The sequence below is a fragment of the Rathayibacter sp. VKM Ac-2857 genome, assembly GCF_013205025.1.
GTDB lineage: Bacteria > Actinomycetota > Actinomycetes > Actinomycetales > Microbacteriaceae > Rathayibacter.
In genome coordinates, this window is the sequence record NZ_JABMLE010000001.1 from 1,088,857 (window position 1) to 1,114,089 (window position 25,233).

Below are 25,233 nucleotides of genomic sequence, written 5' to 3' on the forward strand. Positions count from 1 at the left end.
CTTGTCGGAAAACAGGGTGTCTCGTCAGAGACGGGGAGTCGTCAGATGCTGGCGCGGGATCAGATGTCGTCGACGGAGGACGACTCGAACCGGGAGGAGATGTTGATGCCGAGCTCCTCCGCGGCGCGGTAGACCTCGTCATCCGTGTCGCGCAGGCTGACCGCGGTGCCGTCGGCCGAGAGGACCTCGACGTTCAGGCACAGGGACTGCATCTCCTTGATGAGGACCTTGAAGGACTCCGGGATGCCCGGCTCCTGGATGTTCTCACCCTTGACGATGGCCTCGTACACCTTCACGCGGCCGAGGATGTCGTCCGACTTGATGGTGAGGAGCTCCTGCAGCGCGTAGGCGGCGCCGTAGGCCTCGAGGGCCCACACCTCCATCTCGCCGAAGCGCTGACCGCCGAACTGCGCCTTACCACCGAGCGGCTGCTGGGTGATCATCGAGTACGGGCCCGTCGAGCGCGCGTGGATCTTGTCGTCGACGAGGTGGTGCAGCTTCAGGATGTACATGTAGCCGACCGAGACCGGGTCCGGGAAGGGCTCTCCCGAGCGGCCGTCGAACAGCTGCGTCTTGCCGGACGAGCCGATCAGGCGCTCGCCGTCGCGGGTCGGGGTGGTGGAGTCGAGGAGCCCTGCGAGCTCCTCCTCCGCCGCACCGTCGAACACCGGGGTGGCGACCTTGGTGCCGGGAGCGGCCTCACGGGCGTGCTCGGGCAGGCGCTTGGCCCACTCGGGCTTGCCCTCGACCTTCCAGCCCTGCTTCGCGATCCAGCCGAGGTGGATCTCGAGGACCTGGCCGAAGTTCATCCGGCCGGGGACGCCGAGCGGGTTGAGCACGATGTCGACCGGGGTGCCGTCGGCGAGGAACGGCATGTCCTCGACCGGCAGGATCTTCGAGATGACGCCCTTGTTGCCGTGGCGGCCGGCGAGCTTGTCGCCCTCGGTGATCTTGCGCTTCTGGGCGATGTAGACGACCACGCGCTGGTTGACGCCCGAGCCGAGCTCGTCGTCGCCGTCCTGCGCGTCGAACACCTTGACGCCGATGATCGTGCCCTGCTCGCCGTGGGGCACCTTCAGCGACGTGTCGCGGACCTCGCGGCTCTTCTCGTTGAAGATCGCGCGGAGCAGGCGCTCCTCGGCCGAGAGCTCGGTCTCGCCCTTGGGCGTGACCTTGCCGACGAGGATGTCGCCGGGGCGGACCTCGGCGCCGATGCGGATGATGCCGCGCTCGTCCAGGTCGGCCAGGAGCTCCGGGCTGACGTTGGGGAGGTCGCGGGTGATCTCCTCCTTGCCGAGCTTGGTGTCGCGGGCGTCGACCTCGTACTCCTCGATGTGGATCGAGGAGAGGACGTCGTCCTTCACCAGGTTCTGGCTGAGGATGATCGCGTCCTCGAAGTTATGACCTTCCCACGGCATGAACGCGACGAGCAGGTTCTTGCCGAGCGCGAGCTCGCCGTTCTCGGTCGCGGGACCGTCGGCGACGATCTCGCCGACCTCGATGCGCTCACCGGCGGAGACGACCACGCGGTTGTTGTACGAGGTGCCCTGGTTCGAGCGGTCGAACTTGCGCAGGAAGTAGGTCTGCGTGCCGCCCTCGTCCAGCTGGACGGTGACGGAGTCGGCGGAGACCTCCTGGACCACGCCGGCCTTGTCGGCCGTGATGACGTCACCGGCGTCGATGGCCGCGAAGCCCTCCATGCCGGTTCCGACGACGGGCGACTCGCTGCGCAGCAGCGGGACGGCCTGACGCTGCATGTTCGCGCCCATGAGCGCGCGGTTCGCGTCGTCGTGCTCGAGGAACGGGATCAGCGAGGTCGCGACCGAGACCATCTGGCGCGGCGAGACGTCCATGTAGTGCACGCGCTCGGCGTCGACGAGCTCGACCTCTCCGCCCTTGGGGCGGACCAGGACCTTGCCCTCGGCGAAGCGCATGTCGAAGGTGAGGGGGGCGTTCGCCTGGGCGACCAGGTACTCGTCCTCCTCGGACGCGGTGAGGTAGTCGATCTGCGCGGTGACGACGCCGTCGACGACCTTGCGGTACGGGGTCTCGATGAAGCCGAACGAGTTGATGCGCGCGAAGGACGCGAGCGAGCCGATCAGGCCGATGTTCGGGCCTTCCGGGGTCTCGATCGGGCACATGCGGCCGTAGTGCGACGGGTGGACGTCGCGGACCTCGACGCCGGCGCGCTCACGGGAGAGACCGCCGGGGCCGAGCGCCGACAGGCGGCGCTTGTGGGTCAGACCCGCGAGCGGGTTGTTCTGGTCCATGAACTGCGACAGCTGCGAGGTGCCGAAGAACTCCTTGATCGCGGCCACCACGGGGCGGACGTTGATCAGGGTCTGCGGGGTGATCGCCTCGATGTCCTGCGTGGTCATGCGCTCGCGGACGACGCGCTCCATGCGGGACAGACCGGTGCGGACCTGGTTCTGGATGAGCTCGCCGACCGCGCGGATGCGGCGGTTGCCGAAGTGGTCGATGTCGTCCACGTCGAGGCGGAGGTCGACCGCGGCACCGTCGCGCACACCGGGCAGGTTGGTGCGGCCGTCGTGCAGCGCGACCAGGTACTTGATGGTCGCGATGATGTCCTCGACCGTGAGCACGGAGTCGGAGAGCGCCTTGTCGATGCCGAGCTTGCGGTTGATCTTGTACCGGCCGACCTTGGCGAGGTCGTAGCGCTTGCTGTTGAAGTAGAAGTTGTCCAGCAGCGCGCGGGCGGCCTCGGCGGCGACCTGCTCGCCCGGACGGAGCTTGCGGTAGATGTCGCGGAGGGCGTCCTCCTTGGTGAGGATGTTGTCCTTCTCGAGGGTCAGCTCGATCGACTCGTAGCCGGCGAACTGCTCCAGGATCTCCTCGCTCGTGAGGCCGAGGGCCTTGAGGAAGACGGTGACCGACTGCTTGCGCTTGCGGTCGATGCGGACGCCGACCTGGTCGCGCTTGTCGATCTCGAACTCGAGCCAGGCGCCGCGGCTGGGGATGACGCGGGCGGAGTAGATGTCCTTGTCGGACGTCTTCTCCTGCTGGCGCTCGAAGTAGACGCCCGGGCTGCGGACGAGCTGGGACACGACGACACGCTCGGTGCCGTTGATGATGAACGTGCCCTTCTCGGTCATCAGGGGGAAGTCGCCCATGAAGACCGTCTGAGTCTTGATCTCACCCGTGAGGTGGTTCATGAACTCGGCCTCGACGTACAGCGGAGCGGCGTAGGTCTTGCCGCGCTCCTTGCACTCCTCGATCGTGTACTTCTCGGGCTCGAGGTACGGGTTCGTGAAGCTCAGCTGCATCGTCTCGCTGAGGTCCTCGATCGGGGAGATCTCCTCGAAGATCTCGTCGAGTCCGGAGTTGGCGGGGAGATCCTCCCGGCCGACGGCCTTCGCCTCGGCGACGCGGGTCTTCCACGCCTCCGAGCCGACGAGCCAGTCGAAGCTCTCGGTCTGCAGCGCGAGCAGATCCGGAACCGTCAGGGTGTCGCTGATCTTGGCGAACGAGAGACGCGAAGCTCCGCGTCCGTTCTTGGGTGAGGTGGTGGTTGCGTTGGGCGCAGCAGCCAAGGAAGGAACCTCCGTAGACCCTCGCGGGTCTCAATCTGTGGGATGTGTGGAGTGGGCTCCCGCCGGGCGGGCCGACACGTCCTGCTCCCCTGCCGTGACCGCGGTGACGCGGCCGCAGCGACGAAGCGACCGGTTTGACGCGGCCTTCGGGGCGGGGGCTAGAGTGTGGCATCGGCATCCACCATCTGATGCCGGGTTCCGATGGCTGGTCGACCGCAATATGACGACTCGGCACTCGGGAGCGCAAAGTACAACTATAGATGCACTGCGCCACGCCGCGCAAGTGCAGGTGCTTGCGCCAGGCACAAGGCTCGGGTATACGGCCGGGTCGAGGGTCCTCCTCCCCGTCTCCTCCTCGCGTGCGCCGCACGGCACACTGGTCGGATGGCCGAACGCACCGGTCGCCGACGCGGCGACGACTCCGAGCACCCCCGCGCCGTGCTCGCCAGCGGGTTCCTCGCGCAGATCGAGCCCGACCGGCACTCCGCCGACGCGGCGACCCTCGTCGTCGACGGGACCCCGCAGTCGCACGTCGACCTCAGCGACCCGACGCACCTCTCCTTCGAGTACGTGCGGCGGATCGGCCATGCGATCGACCTGCTCGCACCCGAGGGCGAGGCCGTGACGGCGCTGCACCTCGGCGCCGGCGCGCTGACCCTCCCCCGCTACGTCGCCGCGACCCGTCCCGGCTCGCGCCAGCAGGTCGTCGAGATCGAGGCGGCGCTGGTCGACCTCGTCCGGGAGGCTCTCCCGCTGCCCCGCGGGGCGCAGATCCGGATCCGCCAGGGCGACGCCCGCGAGGTGCTCGGCAAGCTGCCGCCGGGGCTGCTCGGCACGGTCGACGTCGTCGTGGTCGACATCTTCTCCGGCGCCAGGACGCCCGCGCACGTCACGAGCGCCGAGTTCTACCGCGAGATCGCGCCGCTGCTCGCGCCCGCCGGGATCGTGGCGGTGAACGTCGCCGACGGCGGGGCGCTCGCCTTCGCCCGCGCCCAGGCCGCCACCCTCGCGGCGGTCTTCGCGCACACGGCGATCATGACCGACACGCAGATGCTGAAGGCGAAGCGCTTCGGCAACGTGGTGATGCTCGCCTCGCCCTCGCCGCTGCCGGTGGACGGGCTGCCGCGCCGCCTCGCCTCCGATCCGGCGCCCGCGAAGCTGGTGCAGGGGCGCGAGCTGGAGAACTTCCTCGGCGGCGCCTCCGTCGTCACCGACGACACCGCCACGCCGTCGCCGCTGCCGGCGCGCAGCATCTTCCAGGTCCGCCGGGGCTGAGGAGCGTCGCCGGGGCTGAGGAGCGCCGGGGGCTGAAGACGGTCGCCGGGGCCGACGACCGTCGCCGGGGCCGAGGGCGGCCGAGTGCGCCCCGGCCGGACGGCCCGGCCCGGTTGCCCGTACAGTGGACGGGGGCCAGCGCCCCCTCCGTCCTCTCGTCGCCGCGTGCGCCGATCCGGATCCGCATCCACGAGGAAGAACCGCCCTGAGCATCATCATCCGCCATGACCCCTCGACGCTCCGCGAGGAGGTCGACGTCGACGCCGCCCAGGAGCGCCTGGAGGAGATCGGCGCCCTGCGCTCCCTCGCCGCGCTCACCGAGAAGGCCGAGCTGCTCCGCCTGCTCGGCCGCCTCGACGAGGCGTGGGACATCGCCACCGAGGCCGTCCGCCGCACCCGCTTCTCCGGTGACCGCGCCGAGCTGCTGAGCGCGCGCGTCCGCCGCGCCCGCCTGATGCAGCTTCGCGACCGCTCCGACGAGGCGCTCTCGGAGCTCACGCTCTGCGTCGAGGAGGCGCGCACCCACGAGTGGCACCTCGAGCACTCGTTCGCACTCAAGCACCGCGGACTCGCCCTCTTCGAGATCGGCGAGTACAGCCAGGCCGCTCGCGACTTCGACGCGGCGACCGCGCTCGGCGAGCGCGTCGGCGTGGAGGAGGAGGAGCTCGAGGTCGCGCGCCTCGGCGTCGCCGCCGCCTCGGAGTTCCAGGACGAGTCGACCCGCGGCCCCCGGGCGGAGGGCGCCGTGCGCGGCCGCCGCCGCGCCGAGGGCGACGAGGCCTGAGCACCGGAGCCGACACGATCGATGGCTGGGCTCGACCAGGTCGCCCGCTGGGCGGACGCACTGCTGCGCGAGCACCTGGACGACTCGTGGAGCTTCGCCTTCGACCACGCCCGCACCCGAGGCGGCGCCTGCCACTGGAAGGACCGGCGCATCACCGTGTCCAGGCACCTCGCCGCCCGGTGGAGCGACGAGGAGGTGCACCAGACGCTCCTGCACGAGGTTGCGCACGCGCTCGCCGGCCCGAAGGCCGGGCACGGGCCCGTGTGGCGCCGGATCTCCGCGGCGATCGGCTACACCGGCGACCGCACGCACAGCAATCCGACCGCGGACGAGCTCGCACCCTGGGTCGGCAGCTGCCCCAGCGGGCACCTCTTCTACCGGCACCGCCGGCCGAGCCGGCCGCTGGCGTGCGGGAAGTGCGCGCGGCGCTTCGAGCCGGCGAACGCGATCGAGTGGCGGCGCCGCGAGGTGCCGGCGCGGCCCGCGGTGAACGAGCGCTCGGCGTGAGCGAGGGCGCACCGCACCGGGTCGTCCGCGGCCGGGTGCCGAGCACCGGGCAGTGGCTGGTCGACGCGGGCGGGCTGCGCTGGTGGTTCGACTCCGGCAGCCTGGCGCTCGACTTCGCCTGCACCGGACCGCTCCGAGGGATCCCCGGCGAGCGCCTCGACTCCGACGAGGCTCTGGCGGCGTGGCTCGCCGAGCGCTTCGACGCGGTCGACGCCGCCGCCCGCGACGCCCGGCTCGACGACGCACTGATGCTCCGCGGTGCGGTCTCGCGGTTGGCGGTGGCGGCCGAGCGGGGTGCGGCGGGCGACCCGGCGGACGTCGACGTCGTCAACCTCTTCGCCGCGATGCCGGACGTCCCTCCGTCGCTCTCCGGCGGCTCGCGGCAGGCCGGCCGCTCGCACGCGGCGGCGCGGCAGGCGCTCTCGACCCTCGCGCGCGAGGCGGTCGACCTGCTCGGCGGCGGCACTCCGGGGCGGCTGCGCCGCTGCGACGCGGAGGACTGCCGGATCCTCTACCTCGACACCTCCCGGGCCGGTTCGCGGCGCTGGTGCTCGATGCAGCGCTGCGGGAACCGGGCGAAGGTCCGCGCGCACCGGCGCCGGAGCGCCGAGCGCGCGGACAGCGCCGAGGACTAGTCGACGACCTTGACGTCCTTCCAGAACGCGAGGTAGCCCGAGAAGTCCTTGCCGACGCGGTCGAACGCGGTCGGGTAGGGCGTCGGGTAGGACCAGGCGCGGTCCTTGAGCATCCCGTCCTCGGACTTCACGTCGTAGTACTGGGCCTCGCCCTTCCACGGGCAGGTGTACTGGGTGCTGCTCGGCACCAGGTAGTCGTTGTTCACGCTCGTGGGCGGGAAGTACCAGTTGCCCTCGATGGAGATGAGGTCGGAGTCGGGGGCGTCGGCGATGACGACGTCGTTGAGGACGGCTTTCATTCGGGCCAGCTTTCCTGTCGCGGAGACGGTCGGCGGAGGCGGTCCTCCGCTCCCGGGGAACGCTACGCCGCTCCGCCCTTACCGGTCGAGCGCGGCCGCACCCCTTGCGGAGACGCTCAGGCGCGGTCCGTCAGCGCGGGGAGCGCAGGACCGTCACGGTGTCGACCGTGTCCACGCGGGCGGCGGCGGAGATCTCCGCCCCGCGGCCGCGCGCGGTGAGCAGGCGACCCGTGGCGGAGGCGGTCAGCAGGTGGACGCAGGCGCGGCGGAGCCCCTCGTAGGAGGCGGAGGCCACGGCGGCGTCGGGCGAGACGTGGTCGATGCCGAGCCCGATCAGGGCGTCGATCAGCGCGCCGGCGGCCAGCTGGTCCTCGACGGCGAAGCGCGGCTCTCCGCTCGGGTCGACCTCGCCGACGGCGACGACGTTGACGCTGGTCCGGCCGCCGTTCTCGTGCTGGCGCTCGAGGATCCAGCGGGCGACGGCGGTGCGGTCGGCGAGCCCGGCGCGGACGACGTGGCCGTCGATCGCGTCGGGGTCGACGGCGTCGTCCGCTCCGCCGGGGAGCGCGTCGACCAGCACGGTGATGTGCGCGGGAGCCAGGGCACGGAGACCGCGGGCTCCCCAGTCGAAGCGGATCTGGTACGCCCCCTGGTCGAGGGCGGCGGCGGCCTGGTCGGCGGCGGTGCGGTCGGAGTCGGGGAGAGCGGCGTTCACGCCTCCACGGTACCGAGCGCTCGCGGTGCCGGCTGCTCGCGGTACCGGGGCCGCAGCGCCTACACGCCCGGGGCTCGGCGCGCACCCGGTTCCCGCTCGGGAGAACCCGGAGGAGGATGGTCCCCGTGAAGGTGATGCTCAAGCACGTGCTCGACACCGACCCCGACTCCGCCTGGCGCGCCCTGCAGAGTCCGGCCGTGTTCCGCGAGGTGATGTCCCCGTTCCTGACCGCCGCGTCCCTGGACGAGGGCGGCTTCCGGCCGACCTGGGGCCTCGGGCCGCACGACGTCGCGATGGACGCCCTCGGGATCGTGCCGATGGGGGCGCAGGAGATCGACCTCTCCTACCGCCGCGTGCCGTCGATGCCCGACGTCCGTGTCCTCCGCGACAACGGCGCTCCGCTCTCCGGCGCGCTGCGGCTGATCACCGCGTGGGACCACCGGATGGCCGTGGCCCCGCTGCCGGACGGGCGGACGCTCTTCCGCGACCGGCTGGAGTTCAGCGCCGGGCTCGCCTCGCCGGCGCTCTGGCCGTCGATGTGGGCGTTCTGGCAGTGGCGCGGGATCCGCATCCGCGCCCTGGCCCCGACCTGGCGCCACGACGTCGGCGCCGATACCCGCCCCCGAGGGGAGGACGCGCCGTGAGCCCCGACGGATCGGCCGAGGAGGCCGTCGAGCTGTCCCGCGCGGACCTGCTGCGCTTCAACTGGCCGTCCGGCGAGGACGACGGCAGCGAGGACGAGGACGCCGTGTCGCCGCGGCGCCGGCTCGCCTCCGCGATCGAGGTGGCGGACTGGCGCCGCCACGTCCAGGCGATGTACGCCGAGGTCCGTCGCCTCTCGAACGTCGACCTGCTGGCCGCGCACGCGTCGTGGATCCGGGCGCGCAACGCGCTGTTCGACCGCCACCCCGCCACTCCGCTGCTACCCGCCGACCGGGCGCACTTCCGCTCGCTGCCGATCGCGCCGTACGACGCGGCCTGGCGGTTCGAGCTCGAGGTCGCCCCGGCCGAGGAGGCCCGGCGGATGGACGTGGAGACGGGGACGGACGGCGTCGTGCCGTTCGAGCTGGTCGGGACCGTCGAGGTCCCCTCTGCAGGGACCCTGGACGTCTGGAAGCTCGGCTCCTACGGTGGCGGGCTCTTCGTGCCCGTCAAGGACGCGCTGGCCGGCACGCCGGGCGGTACCTACGGCGGCGGGCGCTACCTGCTCGACACCGTGAAGGGCGCCGATCTCGGCACCGGAGCGACGCCGTCGACGCTCGTGCTCGACTTCAACTTCGCCTACAACCCCTCCTGCGCGTACGACCCGGCCTGGGCCTGCCCGCTCGCGCAGGCCGGCAACACCCTGCCGGTCGAGGTGCCGGTGGGAGAGCGCTACAAGGGCTGACGGGGCGGCGACATGCTGATCGAGTAGCCCTCGCAGAGGGCGTATCGAGATCCACCGTGCTCAGAAGGCCGGGTCTCGATACGCCGCTCCGCGGCTACTCGACCAGCATGAGTCGCTCACCACCCCTGCATGTCGATCGGCATGAATCGCGACACCCTGCATGTCGATCGGCATGAATCGCGACACCCTGCATGTCGATCGGCATGGATGTCCGCGTCCGCATGCTGATCGAGTAGCCCTCGCAGAGGGCGTATCGAGATCCCGCACACCGATGCTGACCGTTCTCGGAGGCTCCGCCGATAGCCTCCGGGCGGCGCGCTCCGGCGCCGGAAAGCAGGAATCAGCATGCCCCGACCCGTCCTCCTCGTCACCGGAACCTCGACCGGCATCGGCCGCGCGACAGCGATCGAGGCCGCCCGCTCGGGCTGGCAGGTGGTCGCCACGGTCCGCGACGTGGAGCACGCCGACGGACTCCGCGAGGCGATCGGCGGAGCCGGGGTCGAGCTCGACGTGCAGCGGCTCGACGTCACCGACATCGACTCCGTGACCGCCTGCCTCGAGCGGATCCAGGAGGTCCACGGCGGACTCGACGTGCTGGTAAACAACGCCGGCGCGGGCCACGTCGGCATCACCGAGCTCGAGGATCCGGCCGAGCTCCGCCGCGTGATGGAGGTCAACTTCTTCGGCACCGTCGCCGTGACCCGCGCAGCCCTGCCGCTGCTGCGCTCCTCGCGCGGACGCATCGTCACGGTCTCCAGCGTCGGCGGCGCGATCGGTCAGCCGTTCAACGAGGACTACTGCGCGGCGAAGTTCGCGGTCGAGGGCTTCTTCGAGGCGCTCGCGCCGGTCGCCGCGGCCGTCGGCGTGCACGTCTCGCTGATCGAGCCGGGCGCCGTCCGCAGCAGCTTCGTCGAGAACGTCGGCATCGACGCCTCCGCCCTGATGGCCGAGGCCGGCCCCTACGCTGGCGCGCTCGGCGCCTACCTCGACCGCACCGCCTCGGCGTTCTCCTCCAGCCACGCCCAGGAGCCGGCCGACGTCGCCGCGGTGATCCTGCAGACCCTGCGCGACCCGGAGCCGCCCTTCCGGGTGCAGACCTCGGACTGGGCGCGGGACTTCGTGGGCCTGAAGCTGGCCGACCTCGACGGCTCCCGCGTGCAGTCGACCATGCGGGGATGGATCGGCACCCACTAGGGTGGGAGGGTGCGAGCGCGACGACTGCGCTCCCCCGCGTCGTAGAACGCCCATTTTTCGTTGCGGATCCCTCTGGATCCCGACCATCTGGCGCACGTGCATGAGGCCCCCGGCCGCGCGCACCGCTTCGTACGGCGAACGGATGTGACCACCGTCACCTTCGCCCGAACAGCCGATCACCCGCGCCCGGCCATCCGCCTGCGCTGTCAGATCGGCATGATGCCCCGAAAGGCACCATCCATGTCGACCATCCCCACCTTCGCCGCTCTCGGCGTCCCCGCACCCCTCGTGACCGCCCTGACCGCGAACGGCATCACCGAGCCGTTCCCGATCCAGGTGGACACCCTCCCCGACACCCTGAACGGCCGCGACGTGCTCGGCCGCGGCAAGACCGGCTCCGGCAAGACCCTCGCCTTCGCCATTCCCATGGTCGCCCGCCTCGGCGGCGCGCTCGCCGGCGGCCGCCGCCGCCCGGGCCGCCCGCTCGGCCTGATCCTCGCGCCGACCCGCGAGCTCGCCACGCAGATCACCGCGGCCATGCAGCCCCTCGCCGACGCGTACGGCATCGTCACCACCACGATCTTCGGCGGCGTCTCGCAGCAGCGCCAGGTCGCCGCGCTCAAGCAGGGCGTCGACATCGTCGTGGCCTGCCCCGGCCGCCTCGAGGACCTGATGAAGCAGGGCTTCGTCAACCTCGACGCTGTCGAGATCACCGTGCTCGACGAGGCCGACCACATGGCCGACCTGGGCTTCCTGCCCGTCGTCACGCGCATCCTCGACAAGACCCCCCGCGGCGGACAGCGCCTGCTGTTCTCGGCCACGCTCGACAACGGCGTGGACAAGCTGGTGAAGAAGTACCTGCAGAACGAGGTGCTGCACTCGGTCGACGAGGCGAACTCGCCCGTCGCGCTGATGACCCACCACGTCTTCGAGGTCGACGGCCTCGACGCCAAGAACGCCCTCGTGAAGACCCTCGCGTCCGGCACCGGCCGCCGCATCCTCTTCATGCGCACCAAGCACCACGCGAAGAAGCTCGCCAAGCAGCTCACCGGCCAGGGCATCCCCGCCGTCGACCTGCACGGCAACCTCTCGCAGGTCGCCCGCGACCGCAACCTCGCCGCCTTCGGCGCCGGCACCGTCAAGGTGCTCGTCGCCACCGACGTCGCCGCCCGCGGCGTGCACGTCGACGACGTCGAGCTGGTCATCCACGTCGACCCGCCCATGGAGCACAAGGCGTACCTGCACCGCTCGGGCCGCACCGCCCGCGCCGGCAGCGAGGGCGACGTCGTCACCGTCGTGCTGCCCACCCAGCGCGGCGACGTGAAGACCCTGCTGCGCAAGGCCGCCATCCAGGTCACCCCGCAGCTCGTCACCGCCGACTCGGCCGCCGTGTCGAAGCTCGTCGGCGACGTCGCCCCGTACGTCACTCCGACCGCCGTCGTCGAGCCCGTCCGCGGCCAGTCGCAGGGCGGCCGCTCGCAGGGCGCCAACGCGCAGCGCAAGCGCGCCGCACGCACCGACGGCACCACCGCCCCGCGCGGCGGACGCGGCGAGCGCTCGGCCGCTCCCGCCGGTGCCGGCTCCGACCGCCCCCGCCGCGGCACCGGCGGAAGCTCCGACGGCGCCGCTCGCGGCGGACAGCGCGGCGGCCGCGGCCGCTCCGCCGCCCCCGCGACGACCTCGGGCGGCTCGCGCTCGTACTACAGCACCGGCTCGGGCTCCAGCAGCTCCGCCCCGGCCGGCGCCGAGCGCCGCCCTGCGCGTCGCGCTCAGGGCTGAGCCGATTTGCGCGCCGCGTGGCGGCGCGCCGCAGTCGGCAGGCCGGGTGGTCGCGTTCCATGGAGCGTCTCGCCACCGGCTACGGCGATTCGCTTGGCACGCGAATCGCCGCTCCGCCTCGTGAGGGGCGGCTGGTCCGGGGGCGCAGCGTCTGACGACGTGTGCGTGCGCCGACGACTGCACGAAGAGACATGAAGAAGGCCGGGAGTCCTCCCGCGACGGAGTCGCGGGTCGGAATCCCGGCCTTCGTCGTCTCTGGAGGGGAGAGAGGCTCCCTCAGCCGTCAGCGGCGTGCACGAATAAGGCTGGACCGCCCGTTTCGCCCGGAAAAGGACGCGAGAACGCCTTCCAGCCTCAGCTGTGTACAGGTCGCCCGCTTGAGGCGCACCTCTCGTCGGGATGCTCGCGCGAAATCGCGGCCCTACCCGGACCGAGACCTCAGAGATCACAGAACCGCGGAGGGTGCCTGCCCGGTTACGGCGGGTCTCTTAGGAAAGATCACCTAATGCGTATGGGGAAAGTCATGCTGATCGAGTAGCCCGCGCAGCGGGCGTATCGAGATCCCCCACCCTCGGGACGCTGAGTCTGCAGACCCGTCCTGCTGGTGACGGTGGGTCTCGATACGCCCCTGCGGGGCTACTCGACCAGCATGACGCGGCGCAGCCGCGTCCTTTCCCCCGCCACCGAGTCGCGAAGCGGCTTCGCCGCTCGATACGCGCTGCGCGCTACTCGACCAGCGTGTCGCGCGCCGCCCCGCGGCGCACCCGCCGACTCAGTGGAGGCGGATTCCCCGTGCCTGCGAACGCGAAGCCACTCGCCCCGACTCTCGGCGCGAGAGCGCGCTTCGAGCCGCAGGCGGAATTCGCGTGACAGCGAATTCCGCTAGGCGGACGTCGGACGCTCTACGGAACCCGACCACCTGCGAGAGCCGACCGCGGCGCGCCGCCCCGCGGCGCGCGAGAAGGCACGCTGCGCGCCTACCGAAGCTTCCCCACCGATGCGAGTGCGGCGCGCAGCAACGCGCCGCGCCCGCCCTCCATCTCGGCGGAGACGGCGTCGGAGCAGGCCTCGTCGGGGGTCATCCAGGTCAGCTCGAGGGCGTCCTGGCGGGGGTCGCAGGTGCCGGTGACCGGGACGACGTAGGCGAGCGAGACGGCGTGCTGCCGGTCGTCGGTGAAGGGGCCCATGCCGGGCATCGGGAAGTACTCGGCGACGTGGAAGGGCAGCGGGCTGGCCGGCAGCAGCGGGAACGCCATCGGGCCGAGGTCCTTCTCGAGGTGGCGGAAGAGCGCGTCGCGGAGGGTCTCGCCGTACATCACCCGGCCGGAGACGATGGTGCGCGTGATCTGCCCCGAGGCGGTCGCCCGGAGGAGCACCCCGACCTCGGTCACCTGGCCGAGTCCGTCGACGCGCACGGGCACCGCCTCGACGTACAGCAGCGGGAGCCGACGGCGGATCTCGGCGAGTTCATCGTCGGACAGCCACCCGGAGTTGGGATCAGGGGTACGCACGCTCATAGGGCCATTCTTACCCGACGTTCATGTCAGTCCGGTTTCGGCTCGCATCCGGCGGGCTCGGCGATGATGGTCGGATGGGTATCGACGCGAACGCAGTGCTGTGGTCCTCCTCCGCGAAGGACCGGGCCGGGCGGCCCCTCCTGGTGCTCCTGCACGGCTACGGCTCGCACGAGGGCGACCTGTTCTCGCTCGGCGCCTACCTGCCGCTGGAGCCGGTCCTCGCCTCGCTCCGGGCGCCGCTGGCTCTGGACGGCGGCGCGAACGCCTGGTGGCCGCTGCGGGTCCCGCTGGATCCGGATCAGCCGCGCGCGGATCCGGTCGCGGTCGAGGCGGCGGCGCAGGGCGTCCTCGACTGGCTCGACGCGCTCGAGCACGACGGGCCCGTCGGGCTGCTCGGCTTCTCGCAGGGCGCGGCGCTGGCGGTGCAGCTGCTGCGGCGCGCGCCCGGCCGGTTCGCGTTCGCGGTGGCCCTCTCGGGGTTCGTGGTGCCCCTGGCGGACGGCGACACGGCCGACGAGGTGCTGGCCGCCGAGCGTCCGCCGGTGTTCTGGGGCCGGGGCACGCTCGACGCGGTGATCCCGCCGGAGCTGGTCGCCGCGGCCGGGGAGTGGTTCCCGGCGCACACGGCGCTCGACGCGCGGGTCTACGAGGGCGTCGCGCACGGTGTGAGCCAGGCGGAACTCGCCGACATCGGCACCTTCGTGCGGCTGGGCTTCGCCTGACTCCGGCGCCCCAGGACGATCACCGGCCGTCGCGGCCGCTCGTCAAGGGCTCGCCCGCGGGGCGCGCGCACGGCAATGTCGGTGGTGGCAGGGAGGATTCACGCATGCCGCACGTCCTCGATCGCTTCAGCCCCGCCACCCGGGCCTGGTTCGAGGGCGCCTTCCCCGCGCCAACGGCCGCCCAGGAGGGCGCGTGGTCGGCGATCTCGAGCGGAGCGCACGCCCTCGTCGTCGCTCCGACCGGCTCGGGCAAGACGCTGTCGGCGTTCCTCTGGGCGATCGACCGGCTCGTGCAGGGGCCGCCGCCGGAGGATCCGCAGCACCGCACCCGCGTGCTCTACGTCTCGCCGCTGAAGGCGCTCGGCGTCGACGTCGAGCGCAACCTCCGCTCGCCGCTGGTCGGCGTGACGCAGACCGCGCTCCGGTTGAGCGCCGAGGGCATCGGCAGCGCGCCGTCGACGGTGACCGTGGGTGTCCGCTCCGGCGACACCCCCGCGGCCGAGCGCAGGGTGCTGCAGAGGACGCCGCCGGACATCCTGATCACCACCCCCGAGTCGCTCTACCTGATGCTCACCTCGGCCGCGCGGGAGTCGCTGCGCGGCGTCGAGACCGTCATCGTCGACGAGGTGCACGCCGTCGCCTCCACCAAGCGCGGTGCGCACCTCGCAGTCTCGCTCGAGCGGCTCGACGCGCTTCTGCCGAAGCCCGTGCAGCGCATCGGCCTGTCGGCGACGGTCCGCCCGCGCGAGGAGGTCGCGCGCTTCCTGGCCGGCCGCTCCCCCGTCACGATCGTGGCTCCCGTCTCCGAGAAGCAGTGGGACCTCAGCGTCGTCGTCCCCGTCGAGGACATGTCGGAGCTCGGCTCCACCGCCTCGCAGGACGGCTCGACCATGGGCGCCACCGGCCCGCAGAGCGGCTCGATCTGGCCGCACGTCGAGGAGTCGATCGTCGACCGGGTGCTCGCGCACACCTCCTCGATCGTCTTCGCGAACTCGCGGCGACTGGCCGAGCGGCTGACGGCGCGGCTCAACGAGATCTACGCGGAGCGGCGCGAGGCCGAGGCCGAGCGCGCCCGCGAGGCCGGCGAGCCGGTCGCGGTCGGCGCGCTCCTCGGCGAGGCGGTCGGCGCCTCCGCCCGCCGGAGCCCTGCCGCGACCATGGGCGCCGCCGGAGCGACCAGCGGGACCGGCCAGGCCGCTCCCGAGGACGAGCCGCTGCTCGCCCGCGCGCACCACGGCTCGGTCAGCAAGGAGCAGCGCGCGATCATCGAGGACGACCTCAAGTCGGGCCGCCTGCGCTGCGTGGTCGCCACCTCGAGCCTCGAGCTCGGCATCGACATGGGCGCCGTCGACCTCGTCGTGCAGGTCGAGACGCCGCCCTCCGTCGCCAGCGCCCTCCAGCGCGTCGGCCGGGCCGGCCACCAGGTGGGCGAGGTCTCGCGCGGCTCGTTCTACCCCAAGCACCGGGCCGACCTGCTGCACTCCGCCGTCACCACCGAGCGGATGCGCGCCGGCCTGATCGAGGCGATCATGGTGCCGGCCAACCCGCTCGACATCCTCGCCCAGCAGACGGTCGCCGCCACGGCGCTGGAGTCGCTCGACGTCGACGAGTGGTTCGACACCGTCCGCCGCAGCGCCCCTTTCGTCGCCCTGCCGCGCTCGGCCTACGAGGCGACGCTCGACCTGCTCTCCGGCCGCTACCCCTCCGACCAGTTCGCCGAGCTGCGGCCCCGGGTCGTCTGGGACCGCGACGAGAACACCCTCACCGGCCGGCCCGGAGCGCAGCGCCTCGCGGTGACCAGCGGCGGGACGATCCCCGACCGCGGGCTGTTCGGCGTCTTCATGGTCGGCGAGCCCGGCTCGACCGGCAACCGGGTCGGCGAGCTCGACGAGGAGATGGTCTACGAGTCGCGCGTCGGCGACGTCTTCGCCCTCGGTGCGACCAGCTGGCGGATCCAGGAGATCACCTACGACCGCGTGATCGTCACGCCCGCGTTCGGCGAGCCGGGGCGCCTGCCGTTCTGGAAGGGCGACTCGCAGGGCCGGCCGGCCGAGCTCGGCGAGGCGATCGGCGCCTTCACCCGCGAGATCGGCGGCGCGGCCGTCGAGACCGCGCGCGAGCGCTGCACCGCCGCGGGCCTGGACGAGTACGCGACCAACAACCTGCTCTCCTTCCTCGACGAGCAGCGCCTGGCCACCGGCCGCATCCCGGACGACCGCACGCTCGTCCTCGAGCGCTTCCGCGACGAGCTCGGCGACTGGCGGCTCGTCCTGCACTCGCCCTACGGGATGCAGGTGCACTCCCCCTGGGCCCTCGCCATCGGCGCGCGGGTCCGCGAGCGGCACGGGGTCGACGGCGCGGCGATGGCGGGCGACGACGGAATCGTCGTGCGGATCCCCGACACCGAGTCCGAGCCGCCCGGGGCCGAGCTCTTCCTCTTCGACCGCGACGAGCTCGAGCAGCTGGTGACCAGCGAGGTCGGCGGCTCCGCGCTCTTCGCCGCCCGCTTCCGCGAGTGCGCGGCGCGGGCGCTGCTGCTCCCCCGCTACAACCCGGGCAAGCGCTCGCCGCTCTGGCAGCAGCGCCAGCGCGCCGCCCAGCTGCTCGACGTGGCCCGCACCTACCCGACCTTCCCGATCATCCTCGAGACGGTGCGCGAGTGCCTCCAGGACGTCTACGACCTGCCCGCGCTGCTGCGCCTCGCCGCCCGGCTCGACGGCCGCGAGCTGCAGATCCTCGAGGTCGAGACGCCGACGGCGAGCCCGTTCGCCCGCTCGATGCTGTTCGGCTACGTCGCCGCCTTCATGTACGAGGGCGACAGCCCGCTGGCGGAGCGCCGCGCGGCCGCGCTCTCGGTCGACGCGACGCTCCTCGGCGAGCTGCTGGGCCGCGCCGAGCTGCGCGAGCTGCTCGATCCGCTCGTGCTCGCGCAGATCGAGCGCGAGCTGCAGCGGGTCGAGCCGGAGCGGCGGCTGCGCGGGCTCGAGGGCGCGGCGGACCTGCTCCGCCTGCTCGGCCCGCTGACGATCGACGAGCTGGGCGAGCGGCTGGTCGACGAGTCGGTGACGTCGGCCGACGTCGCGAAGGCCGAGCCGATCGCGCGCGAGACGCTCGACGCGATCGTCGCCGAGCTGGTCCGGGCCAAGCGCGTCCTGCCGGTCGGCCTCGCGGGCGAGCAGCGCTACGCCGCGATGGAGGACGCCTCGCGCCTGCGCGACGCCCTCGGCGTCCCCCTGCCCATCGGCGTCCCCGTCGCCTTCATCGACCCGGTGCGCGACCCGCTCGGCGACCTCGTCGCCCGCTACGCCCGCACCCACGGCCCGTTCACCGCCGTCGCCGTCGCCGCGCGGCTCGGTCTCGGCGTCGCGGTCGTCAACGACACCCTCCGCCGGCTCTCGGGCGAGCGGCGCGTCTCTGAGGGCGAGTTCCGCCCGAACGGCACCGGCTCCGAGTGGTGCGACAGCGAGGTGCTGCGGCGCCTGCGCAGCCGCTCGCTCGCCGCGCTGCGGAAGGAGGTCGAGCCGGTCGACGCCGCCGCCTACGGCCGCTTCCTGCCGGCCTGGCAGCACCTCGGCGGCTCGCTGCGCGGCATCGACGGCGTCGCCTCCGTCATCGACCAGCTCGCGGGCGCGCCCATCCCCGCGTCGGCCTGGGAGTCGCTGGTCCTCCCCGCGCGGGTGCGCGACTACTCCCCCGCCATGCTCGACGAGCTGACCGCGACCGGAGAGGTCATCTGGGCCGGCGCCGGCACCCTCCCCGGCAACGACGGCTGGGTGAGCCTGCACCTCGCCGACACCGCCGGCCTCACGCTGCCCGTCCCCGCGGCCGAGGCGGTGCCGCTCGGCGAGCTGCAGCAGGAGATCGTCGGCGTGCTCGGCTCCGGCGGCGGCTACTTCTTCCGCCAGCTCTCCGACGCGGTCGGCTCCACCGACGACAAGACGCTGGTCGAGGCGCTGTGGGAGCTGGTCTGGGCCGGCCTGCTCACGAACGACACGCTCGCTCCGCTGCGCACCCTCGTCGGCTCGACCGGCGGCGCGCACCGGCAGCCGCGCGCTCCCGCCCGCGCCAGGGCGCCGCGCGGCCGGATGACCGCCCGGCCCACGATGGCGACCCGCGTCGGTCCGCCCACCGCGGGCGGCCGCTGGTCGATCGTGCCGCTGGCGGAGTCGGACGCGACGATCCGCGGTCACGCCCTCGGCGAGACGCTGCTCGAGCGCTACGGCATCGTCACCCGCGGCTCGGTCCAGGCGGAGGGGGTGCTCGGCGGCTTCGCGCTCGCCTACAAGGTGCTCAGCGGCTTCGAGCAGCAGGGCCGCGCCCGCCGCGGCTACTTCATCGAGAAGCTCGGCGCCGCGCAGTTCGGCACCGCCGGCAGCGTCGATCGGCTCCGCACCTTCGCGCCGCAGGACGAGGCCCAGCAGCGCGCCCGACCGGTCTTCGCGCTGGCCGCGACCGACCCGGCGAACCCGTTCGGCGCGGCGCTGCCGTGGCCGCAGGGCGAGGGTCACCGGCCGGGACGCAAGGCCGGTGCCCTGGTCGCCGTCGTCGACGGCGAGCTGGCTGTCTACCTCGAGCGCGGCGGGAAGACGGCGCTCACCTTCTCCGCCGACGAGACCGTCCTCGCCGACGCGGCCGGAGCGCTCGCGCAGCTGGTCCGCTCCCGGGGAGTGGAGAAGCTCACCGTCGAGAAGATCGACGGCGTCTTCGCCCTGGGCACGCCGTTCGGCGACGCCCTGACCGCCGCCGGGTTCGTCGCGAACCCGCGCGGACTGAGGCTGCGCGCGTGAGCGCAGGCCGCCACGAGAGGAGCGCCCGTGCCCGAGGGTGACACCGTCTACCGCTCCGCCCACAACCTCGCCGATGCCCTCGACGGGCAGGTGCTGACCCGATGCGACGTCCGGGTGCCGAAGTTCGCGACGGTCGACCTCACCGGCGAGACCATCGACTCCGTCGTCCCGCGCGGCAAGCACCTGCTGATGCGGATCGGCGACGCGCTGATCCACTCCCACCTCAAGATGGAGGGCAGCTGGCACCTGTACTCGCTGACCGGTGACCGGCCGAAGTGGCATCGGCCCGCCTACCAAGCCCGGATCGTCCTCGAGACGGCCGAGTGGCAGGCCGTCGGCTTCGAGCTCGGCCTGCTCGAGATCGTGCCGCGGTCCGCCGAGGAGGACGTGGTCGGCTACCTCGGTCCCGACCTGCTCGGTGCGGACTGGGACGCCGACGAGGCACTCCGTCGCCTCACCGCCGACCCGGAGCGGCCGATCGGCCTGGCGCTGCTCGATCAGCGGATCCTGGCCGGCCTCGGCAACGTCTATCGCGCCGAGCTCTGCTTCCTGCGGGGCGTGCTGCCCACCCGCCCGGTCGGCGAGAGCGGCGACCTGGTGCGCACGATCGCGCTCGCGAAGAAGCTGATCACCGTCAACCGCGAGCGCATCGAGCGCACGACCACCGGCAATCTCCGCCCCGGCCAGCAGCTCTGGGTCTATGGCCGCGACCGCAAGCCGTGCCGGCGCTGCGGCACCGCGATCCGCCGCGGCGAGCTCGGCGACGACGAGCTGCAGCTGCGCGTCACCTACTGGTGCCCGCGCTGCCAGACCTGAGGCCGGGCGCTCCCGCGTCGAGCGGTCGCTACTCCTCGACGGCGGCCGAGCGGTGCCCGGGGATGTGCTTGACGTGCAGTGCGACATCGCCGAGCCGCTCGATCCGATCGACGTGGCGCGCGGCGCTCGCGTCCTCGGCGACGATCCAGCTGCCGACGAGCAGGTAGGGGTCGCGGCCGCCGGCGGTGAGCGGCCCGGTCACGGTGAAGGAGCCGATCGTCGGCGTCGAGAAGGTCACCCGCACCGGCTCACCGTGCGCGAGCCCGTCGACGGAGCGGTCGCCGTCGGCGCCCGCCTCAGGCTCCGGCGCGAGCGCGATGCTCTGGATCTCGGTCCCCGTGTTGAGGAACACGTCGGCGACGACCAGCTCCCCGCCGACCGCCTGCCGGACGACGCCCTCGATGCCGTAGAGCCCGTAGCGCGCCGAGCGGACGAGCACTCGCACCGAGTCGCCGATCGCGACCTCGGCGAGGGCCCCGCGGATCGACGCGACGTCCCGCCGGGCGGGAGCAGCGGACAGGGCCTCGAGGATCGCACTGGACATCCCGCCAGGCTAGCCGGTCGTCCGGGGCCAGGCGCGCTGAGACGAGTCCTGCGGCCCTCGACGATGCAGGCACCGGAGGAGCAGAAGGCGGTCGGCCCGTGGGGAAGCGGGCTCTCGAGGAGTGCGGAGACGGTGGGATTTGAACCCACGGAACCCAATAAAGGGTTCTCCACCTTAGCAGGGTGGTGCACTCGACCGGACTATGCGACGTCTCCTGAGCGCCCGCCAGGCGAACGCACGACGACCACTATAACCGCACCGGGGAGCCGGGCGTGACACCCGGCGCGGCGGCGCTACTGCTCGTCGAGGGTGCGGCCGACGGTGCAGGTCTGCTGGTCGGCGGTCTGGCCGGAGACGTCGCTCGGCAGGGCGACCGCGGTCTCGCCGGGGGCCGGAGTCCCCGGGTCGGTCGTCGCGGCCGGATCGGCGGTCGCCGCCGGATTCGTGGTCGCCGCGGGGTCGGTCGTGGCGGGCGTCGCGCCGTCGGTCGACTCCGAGCCGCCGCCGGTGGTGCCGGTGAGGGCGATCGGCTGGTCCGCGAGGAGCGCGGCGTTCAGCGTCGCCGCCGCCTCCTCGCTCGGGTAGACGCCGTCGCCGTCGATGAAGGTCGGGTACTGCACGAAGACGACGCTGGCGAGGTCGACGTCCTTCACCGCGAGGCCGATCGAGACCAGCGTGTTGACGTTCTCGAGCGAGGTGGAGAGCTGCATGTTCGAGACGGCCGCCTTGCCGAGGCCGTAGAGGGCGACCGGGTTCGACAGCGTCGACGCGTCCTTCACCTTGCGCACCAGCGACGACAGGTAGACCTGCTGGCTGGAGATGCGGGTCAGGTCGCTGCCGTCGCCGACGCCGTGCCGGGTGCGCAGGAAGGCGAGCGCCTCCGCGCCGACCAGCGTGTGCGTGCCGGCGGTGAGGTTCAGGCCGGTGTACTCGTCCTCGATCGGGGTGGCGACGCAGACGTCGACCCCGCCCACCGCGTTCGACATCTCGATCACGCCGTCGAACTGGATCAGGGCGGCGTAGGGGATGTCGAGGCCCGTGAGCTGCTCGACGGTCTGCACGGTGCAGGCGAGGCCGCCGTAGCTCAGCGAGGTGTTGATCTTGGCGGAGCGCAGCGGATCCGAGACGGCACCGGTCGCCGGATCGGTGCAGGACGGGATCGGCACGTACATGTCGCGGGGGAAGCTGATCACCTCGACCGTCGAGTGGTCCTCGGAGATGTGCATCAGCATCGTGACGTCGTTGAGGTTCTCGGAGCGGTCGCCGTACGCGCCCTCCTCGGAGCCCTCGGCGCTGTCGCTGCCCGCGAGCAGGATGTTGACGCCGCCCTCGATCGCGCCGATCTCCGGGATCGCGGAGCCGGCGTCGGTGGAGCCGATGCCGAGGTCGACAGAGGGGCGCGCGCTGCCCGCGATCATCGAGAGCGCGATCACCACGATCGAGAGCGCGCTGAGCACCCCGACGCCGACGCAGGCCGCCAGGACCCGGCCGGCGAAGCGGAGTCCGCTCTGGGGCCGGAGCCGCCCGTGCCGGGCGGCGGTCCTGCGCGAGACGACGGGGTCGGTCATCGGATCCGCCTCCGGCGTCAGCCGAAGAACCCGACCGAGCAGGTCTGCTGATCGGCGGGCTGACCGGTGATCGACTCCGGCAGCTCGATCGGAGTGCCGGCCGCGGGGGTGCCGGGAGCGGCGGTCTCGCCGGGGGTCGCCTCCGCCGTCGCGAGCGGGTCGGTCGTCGCGGGGCCGGCCGCCGGGGCCTCGGTCGCCGCAGGGGCCTCGGGCTCGCCGGTGGTCGTCGCGCCGGCGCCGGTGCCGCCGGTGAGGGCGATCGGCTGGTCCGTCTGCAGGGCGGTGGCCAGCACGTCGCCGGCGGTGCGGTCGGGGACGACGCCGCCCGAGGCGGCGCCGGTCGGGTACTGCGCGAACACGACGTTCGCGATGTCGACGTCCTTCAGCGCCAGGCCCATCTGCACGAGGGTGTTGACGTTGTTGAGCTCGTCCGAGAGCGTCATGTTGCCCAGGGCGGCCTTCGCGAGGCCGTAGAGGGCGACCGGGTTGAGCAGCGTGTCGGCGCTCTTCACCTGGCGGACCAGCGACGAGAGGAAGACCTGCTGGTTGCTGATCCGGGTCAGGTCGCTGCCGTCGCCGATGCCGTGGCGGCTGCGGAGGAACTGCAGCGCGGCCATGCCCTCGAGCGAGTGCACGCCGGGCTCGAGGTAGGTGTTGGTGTACGGGTCGGCGATCTCGGTGGCGACGCAGACGTCGACGCCGCCGATCGCGTTCGACATCTCGATGACCCCGTTGAACTGCACGACCGCGCCGTAGTCGACCCGGACGCCGAGGAGCTCCTCCGCGACGCCGGCGACGCAGCCGAGGCTGACGTCCTTGCCCATCGCCTCGTTGATCTTGGTGTCGTAGCGGGCGGGGATCGTCTCCCCGGTCACCGCGTTCACGCAGGACGGGATGTCGACGAACATGTCGCGGGGGAAGCTGACGACGGTCGCGTTGCTGTGGTCGGCCGAGACGTGCATCAGCATGTTGACGTCGTTGAGGACGCTCGTCTCCTGGTCGGGGTCGCCGTAGGCGTCGCCCTGACCCTGGCGCGAATCGCTGCCCACGACGAGCACGTTGAAGCCGCCCTCGAGGGCGCCGATCTCGGGGACCGAGCCCGCCGTGACTCCCGAGCCGGCCGCGACGGGGTGCAGGCTGACGGACGGCTGCGCGGACTGCACGAGCAGCGTCGCGGCGATGGCGACGATGGAGATCGAGGCGACGACGCCGACTCCGGAGATCGTCGCAGCGGCCTTCACGAGGGTCCGCGGCAGGCTGTGGCGCTTCTGCCGTCCGTGGCGGACGTGGGGTCGCGGCGTGCGCGCCGACTCGTCCGCGGCGGAGTGGTCCGTCGAAGGGCGCGTCGTGCGCATCCGTCTCCCGTTCGTCTGAGGGCTGGGGGCTGGTGGAGCTGGGGGTGTGGAGCTGAGGGCGGGTCCGGGACCCGCGGGCGCGGAGGAGGGGACTCCCACCGCGTCGGGACATAGTACCCAGAGCGCTCCGGAAAGCCATCCGTCACCCGGAATTCGCGCCGGAGGGTCCGGGCGGCCGCGCCGTACGGCCGCCCGCCCCGCGCTCAGCCCTGCTGCTCGACGACGCTGATCGCCCAGACGACCCCGAAGCGGTCGGCGAGCATCCCGAAACCGGCGGACCACGCCGACGCCGCGAGGGGCTCGACGATGTCCGCTCCCTCGACGAGCGCGTCCCAGTGGCCGGTCGCCTCCTCGAGAGTCGCGGCCTGCAGCGCCAGGAAGAAGGGACGGTCGGTGATCGTCGTGCCGTTCTCGCGGCGGATGATCCCCGCCTGCAACTCCGCGTCGCTCGACGGGACGTCGTAGGCCATCACGGTGAAGCCGCCCGCGCCGACGACCTGGCCGTGGACGACGCGATCGGCGTCGGGCAGGCCCGCCGGCATGCCGAAGTCGCCGTAGGTGCGGACGACGGCCTGGCCGCCGAACGCAGCGGCGTAGTACTCGAGGGCGGCGCGAGCCTGGCCGGTGAAGTTGAGGTGGGCGACGACTGCTGCGGTCATGGTGTGCTCCTTCGCTGCGCGGCGGTGGGCCGCGGTTCTCCCCCGCTCCTGCGGGGCTGACATCACGATCTCGGCCGTACCAGTCAGGGAACGTCCGCTTCCTGCGGGATCATCGATCCGTGCCCACCTCCTCCTCGCCCTCCACCTCGAAGCGGCTGCTCGCCCTCCTCTCGCTGCTGCAGTCGCGCCGCGACTGGTCGGCACCTGTGCTGGCGGGGCGGCTCGAGGTGAGCGAGCGGACCGTGCGCCGCGACATCGAGAGGCTGCGCGAGTTGGACTACGTGATCGAGACCACCCGCGGGCCCGACGGCGGCTACCGGCTGGCCGCCGGCTCCGAGCTGCCGCCGCTGCTCTTCGACGACGAGCAGGCGGTCGTGATCGCGCTGGCGCTGCGGACCGCGGGCGCCCTCGGCACCGACCTCGACGAGGCGGCCGAACGGGCACTGCGGACGATCGGCCGGCTGCTGCCGAGCCGCCTCGCGCACCGGATCGACGGGCTCGCGGCGAGCGCCGCCGCGGCGGCCCGCCCCACCGACGCGCGCGCGCACTCCGGGGTGCTGCTGCGGATCGGCGACGCGATCCGCGACGCGCTGACCCTCCGGTTCGACTACGACTCCCCCGCGGGCGCGACGACCGACGACCCCGCGGCGCGCACGACCGAGCCGCACCACCTCCTCCTCGCCGGCGGCCGCTGGTACCTGATCGGCTGGACCCCCGAGCGCGACGACTGGCGCGTCTACCGCGTGGACCGCATCACCCCTCGCAGTCACACCGGAGCCGCGTTCACCCCGCGCACGGTCCCGGGCGGCGATCCCGCCGCCTTCCTCGCCGCCCGGTTCAAGGGCTCCACCGGCGCGGACACCTGGCCGTGCCGGGGCTCGGCGGTTCTCGACGCCGACCCCGCTCAGGTCGCCCCGTACCTCGGCGACGGCACGCTGACCCTCGACCCGGACGGGAGCTGCCGGATCCGTGTCGGCGCCTGGTCCTGGCCGGGCCTCGCCGCGTCGATCGCCCGCTTCGACGCGCCGATCAGCGCCGTCGAGCCTCGCGAGCTGCGCGACGCGTTCGCGGACCTGGCCGCGCGAGCGACGGGCGCCGCGCGGTCGAGTGCCGGCACCCCCTGACCTCGGTCCTGGAAC

The 25,233-nt window shown here is 72.7% G+C and carries 20 protein-coding genes and 1 tRNA gene; 12 read left to right on the forward strand and 9 right to left on the reverse strand.

Annotated elements, in window-relative coordinates:
* Positions 1-59: 59 nt before the first annotated feature.
* Positions 60-3,551, reverse strand: coding sequence for a DNA-directed RNA polymerase subunit beta (gene rpoB / locus HQQ86_RS05055; RefSeq protein WP_173286926.1), 3,492 nt, complete (start codon positions 3,549-3,551; stop codon positions 60-62).
* Between the two features lie 384 nt (positions 3,552-3,935).
* On the opposite strand from rpoB, the gene HQQ86_RS05060 reads away from it, so the two are divergent.
* The 4 genes from HQQ86_RS05060 to HQQ86_RS05075 all read left to right on the forward strand — a co-directional run bounded on the left by HQQ86_RS05060 (position 3,936) and on the right by HQQ86_RS05075 (position 6,752).
* Entirely contained in the window at positions 3,936-4,826 is an 891-nt protein-coding gene (locus HQQ86_RS05060) for a spermidine synthase (RefSeq protein ID WP_173286928.1), read from the forward strand.
* Between the two features lie 124 nt (positions 4,827-4,950).
* The gene (locus tag HQQ86_RS05065; protein ID WP_216844926.1) at positions 4,951-5,610 is read left to right on the forward strand and encodes a hypothetical protein; all 660 of its coding nucleotides are present in this window, start codon (positions 4,951-4,953) and stop codon (positions 5,608-5,610) included.
* 21 nt (positions 5,611-5,631) lie between these two features.
* A complete protein-coding gene (locus HQQ86_RS05070) occupies positions 5,632-6,117 on the forward strand; it encodes a SprT-like domain-containing protein (RefSeq protein ID WP_173286930.1) in 486 nt (161 codons plus the stop codon).
* Entirely contained in the window at positions 6,114-6,752 is a 639-nt protein-coding gene (locus HQQ86_RS05075; protein ID WP_367948549.1) for a CGNR zinc finger domain-containing protein, read from the forward strand. The genes HQQ86_RS05070 and HQQ86_RS05075 overlap by 4 nt, the downstream gene beginning before the upstream one ends.
* Here the strand turns inward: HQQ86_RS05075 and HQQ86_RS05080 are convergent.
* Complete coding sequence (locus tag HQQ86_RS05080) at positions 6,749-7,051, reverse strand: DUF427 domain-containing protein (RefSeq protein ID WP_173286932.1); 303 nt, start codon at positions 7,049-7,051, stop codon at positions 6,749-6,751. The two genes, HQQ86_RS05075 and HQQ86_RS05080, sit on opposite strands and share 4 nt — an antisense overlap.
* Before the next feature lie 130 nt (positions 7,052-7,181).
* On the reverse strand, positions 7,182-7,766 hold the full coding sequence (locus HQQ86_RS05085; protein ID WP_173286934.1) for a 2-phosphosulfolactate phosphatase: 585 nt from the start codon (positions 7,764-7,766) through the stop codon (positions 7,182-7,184).
* Positions 7,767-7,900: 134 nt separating this feature from the next.
* Between HQQ86_RS05085 and HQQ86_RS05090 the strand changes: the two genes are divergently transcribed.
* From HQQ86_RS05090 to HQQ86_RS05105, 4 genes are all read left to right on the forward strand, one after another.
* Entirely contained in the window at positions 7,901-8,410 is a 510-nt protein-coding gene (locus HQQ86_RS05090) for a hypothetical protein (protein WP_254071910.1), read from the forward strand.
* A 170-nt stretch (positions 8,411-8,580) separates the two neighbouring features.
* A complete protein-coding gene (locus HQQ86_RS05095; RefSeq protein ID WP_123445360.1) occupies positions 8,581-9,153 on the forward strand; it encodes a DUF1684 domain-containing protein in 573 nt (190 codons plus the stop codon).
* 345 nt (positions 9,154-9,498) lie between these two features.
* Positions 9,499-10,347 carry an SDR family oxidoreductase gene (locus HQQ86_RS05100; RefSeq protein WP_173286938.1) on the forward strand — a complete coding sequence of 283 codons (849 nt, stop codon included), beginning with the start codon at positions 9,499-9,501 and terminating at the stop codon, positions 10,345-10,347.
* 240 nt (positions 10,348-10,587) lie between these two features.
* Complete coding sequence (locus tag HQQ86_RS05105; protein ID WP_173286940.1) at positions 10,588-12,126, forward strand: DEAD/DEAH box helicase; 1,539 nt, start codon at positions 10,588-10,590, stop codon at positions 12,124-12,126.
* A 977-nt stretch (positions 12,127-13,103) separates the two neighbouring features.
* Here HQQ86_RS05105 and HQQ86_RS05110 read toward each other — a convergent pair.
* A complete protein-coding gene (locus tag HQQ86_RS05110) occupies positions 13,104-13,643 on the reverse strand; it encodes an NUDIX hydrolase family protein (protein WP_123445016.1) in 540 nt (179 codons plus the stop codon).
* 74 nt (positions 13,644-13,717) lie between these two features.
* On the opposite strand from HQQ86_RS05110, the gene HQQ86_RS05115 reads away from it, so the two are divergent.
* The 3 genes from HQQ86_RS05115 (at position 13,718) to HQQ86_RS05125 (ending at position 19,968) form a co-directional block, all read left to right on the forward strand.
* The gene (locus HQQ86_RS05115) at positions 13,718-14,365 is read left to right on the forward strand and encodes an alpha/beta hydrolase (RefSeq protein ID WP_173286942.1); all 648 of its coding nucleotides are present in this window, start codon (positions 13,718-13,720) and stop codon (positions 14,363-14,365) included.
* A 104-nt stretch (positions 14,366-14,469) separates the two neighbouring features.
* Positions 14,470-19,152, forward strand: a complete 4,683-nt coding sequence (locus tag HQQ86_RS05120; RefSeq protein ID WP_173286944.1) for an ATP-dependent helicase — start codon at positions 14,470-14,472, stop codon at positions 19,150-19,152.
* Positions 19,153-19,179: 27 nt separating this feature from the next.
* Complete coding sequence (locus HQQ86_RS05125) at positions 19,180-19,968, forward strand: Fpg/Nei family DNA glycosylase (protein ID WP_173286946.1); 789 nt, start codon at positions 19,180-19,182, stop codon at positions 19,966-19,968.
* A gap of 28 nt (positions 19,969-19,996) precedes the next feature.
* Here HQQ86_RS05125 and HQQ86_RS05130 read toward each other — a convergent pair whose 3' ends face one another.
* The 5 genes from HQQ86_RS05130 to HQQ86_RS05150 form a co-directional block, all read right to left on the reverse strand.
* Entirely contained in the window at positions 19,997-20,512 is a 516-nt protein-coding gene (locus tag HQQ86_RS05130) for a hypothetical protein (RefSeq protein WP_173286948.1), read from the reverse strand.
* Between the two features lie 124 nt (positions 20,513-20,636).
* Positions 20,637-20,727, reverse strand: a tRNA-Ser gene (locus tag HQQ86_RS05135).
* A gap of 78 nt (positions 20,728-20,805) precedes the next feature.
* Complete coding sequence (locus HQQ86_RS05140; protein WP_173286950.1) at positions 20,806-22,080, reverse strand: LCP family protein; 1,275 nt, start codon at positions 22,078-22,080, stop codon at positions 20,806-20,808.
* A gap of 17 nt (positions 22,081-22,097) precedes the next feature.
* Positions 22,098-23,435 carry an LCP family protein gene (locus HQQ86_RS05145; RefSeq protein ID WP_173286952.1) on the reverse strand — a complete coding sequence of 446 codons (1,338 nt, stop codon included), beginning with the start codon at positions 23,433-23,435 and terminating at the stop codon, positions 22,098-22,100.
* A gap of 203 nt (positions 23,436-23,638) precedes the next feature.
* On the reverse strand, positions 23,639-24,094 hold the full coding sequence (locus tag HQQ86_RS05150; RefSeq protein WP_173286954.1) for a VOC family protein: 456 nt from the start codon (positions 24,092-24,094) through the stop codon (positions 23,639-23,641).
* Positions 24,095-24,213: 119 nt separating this feature from the next.
* Here HQQ86_RS05150 and HQQ86_RS05155 point away from each other — a divergent pair, with 119 nt between their 5' ends.
* On the forward strand, positions 24,214-25,218 hold the full coding sequence (locus HQQ86_RS05155; RefSeq protein WP_173286956.1) for a WYL domain-containing protein: 1,005 nt from the start codon (positions 24,214-24,216) through the stop codon (positions 25,216-25,218).
* Positions 25,219-25,233: the final 15 nt, after the last annotated feature.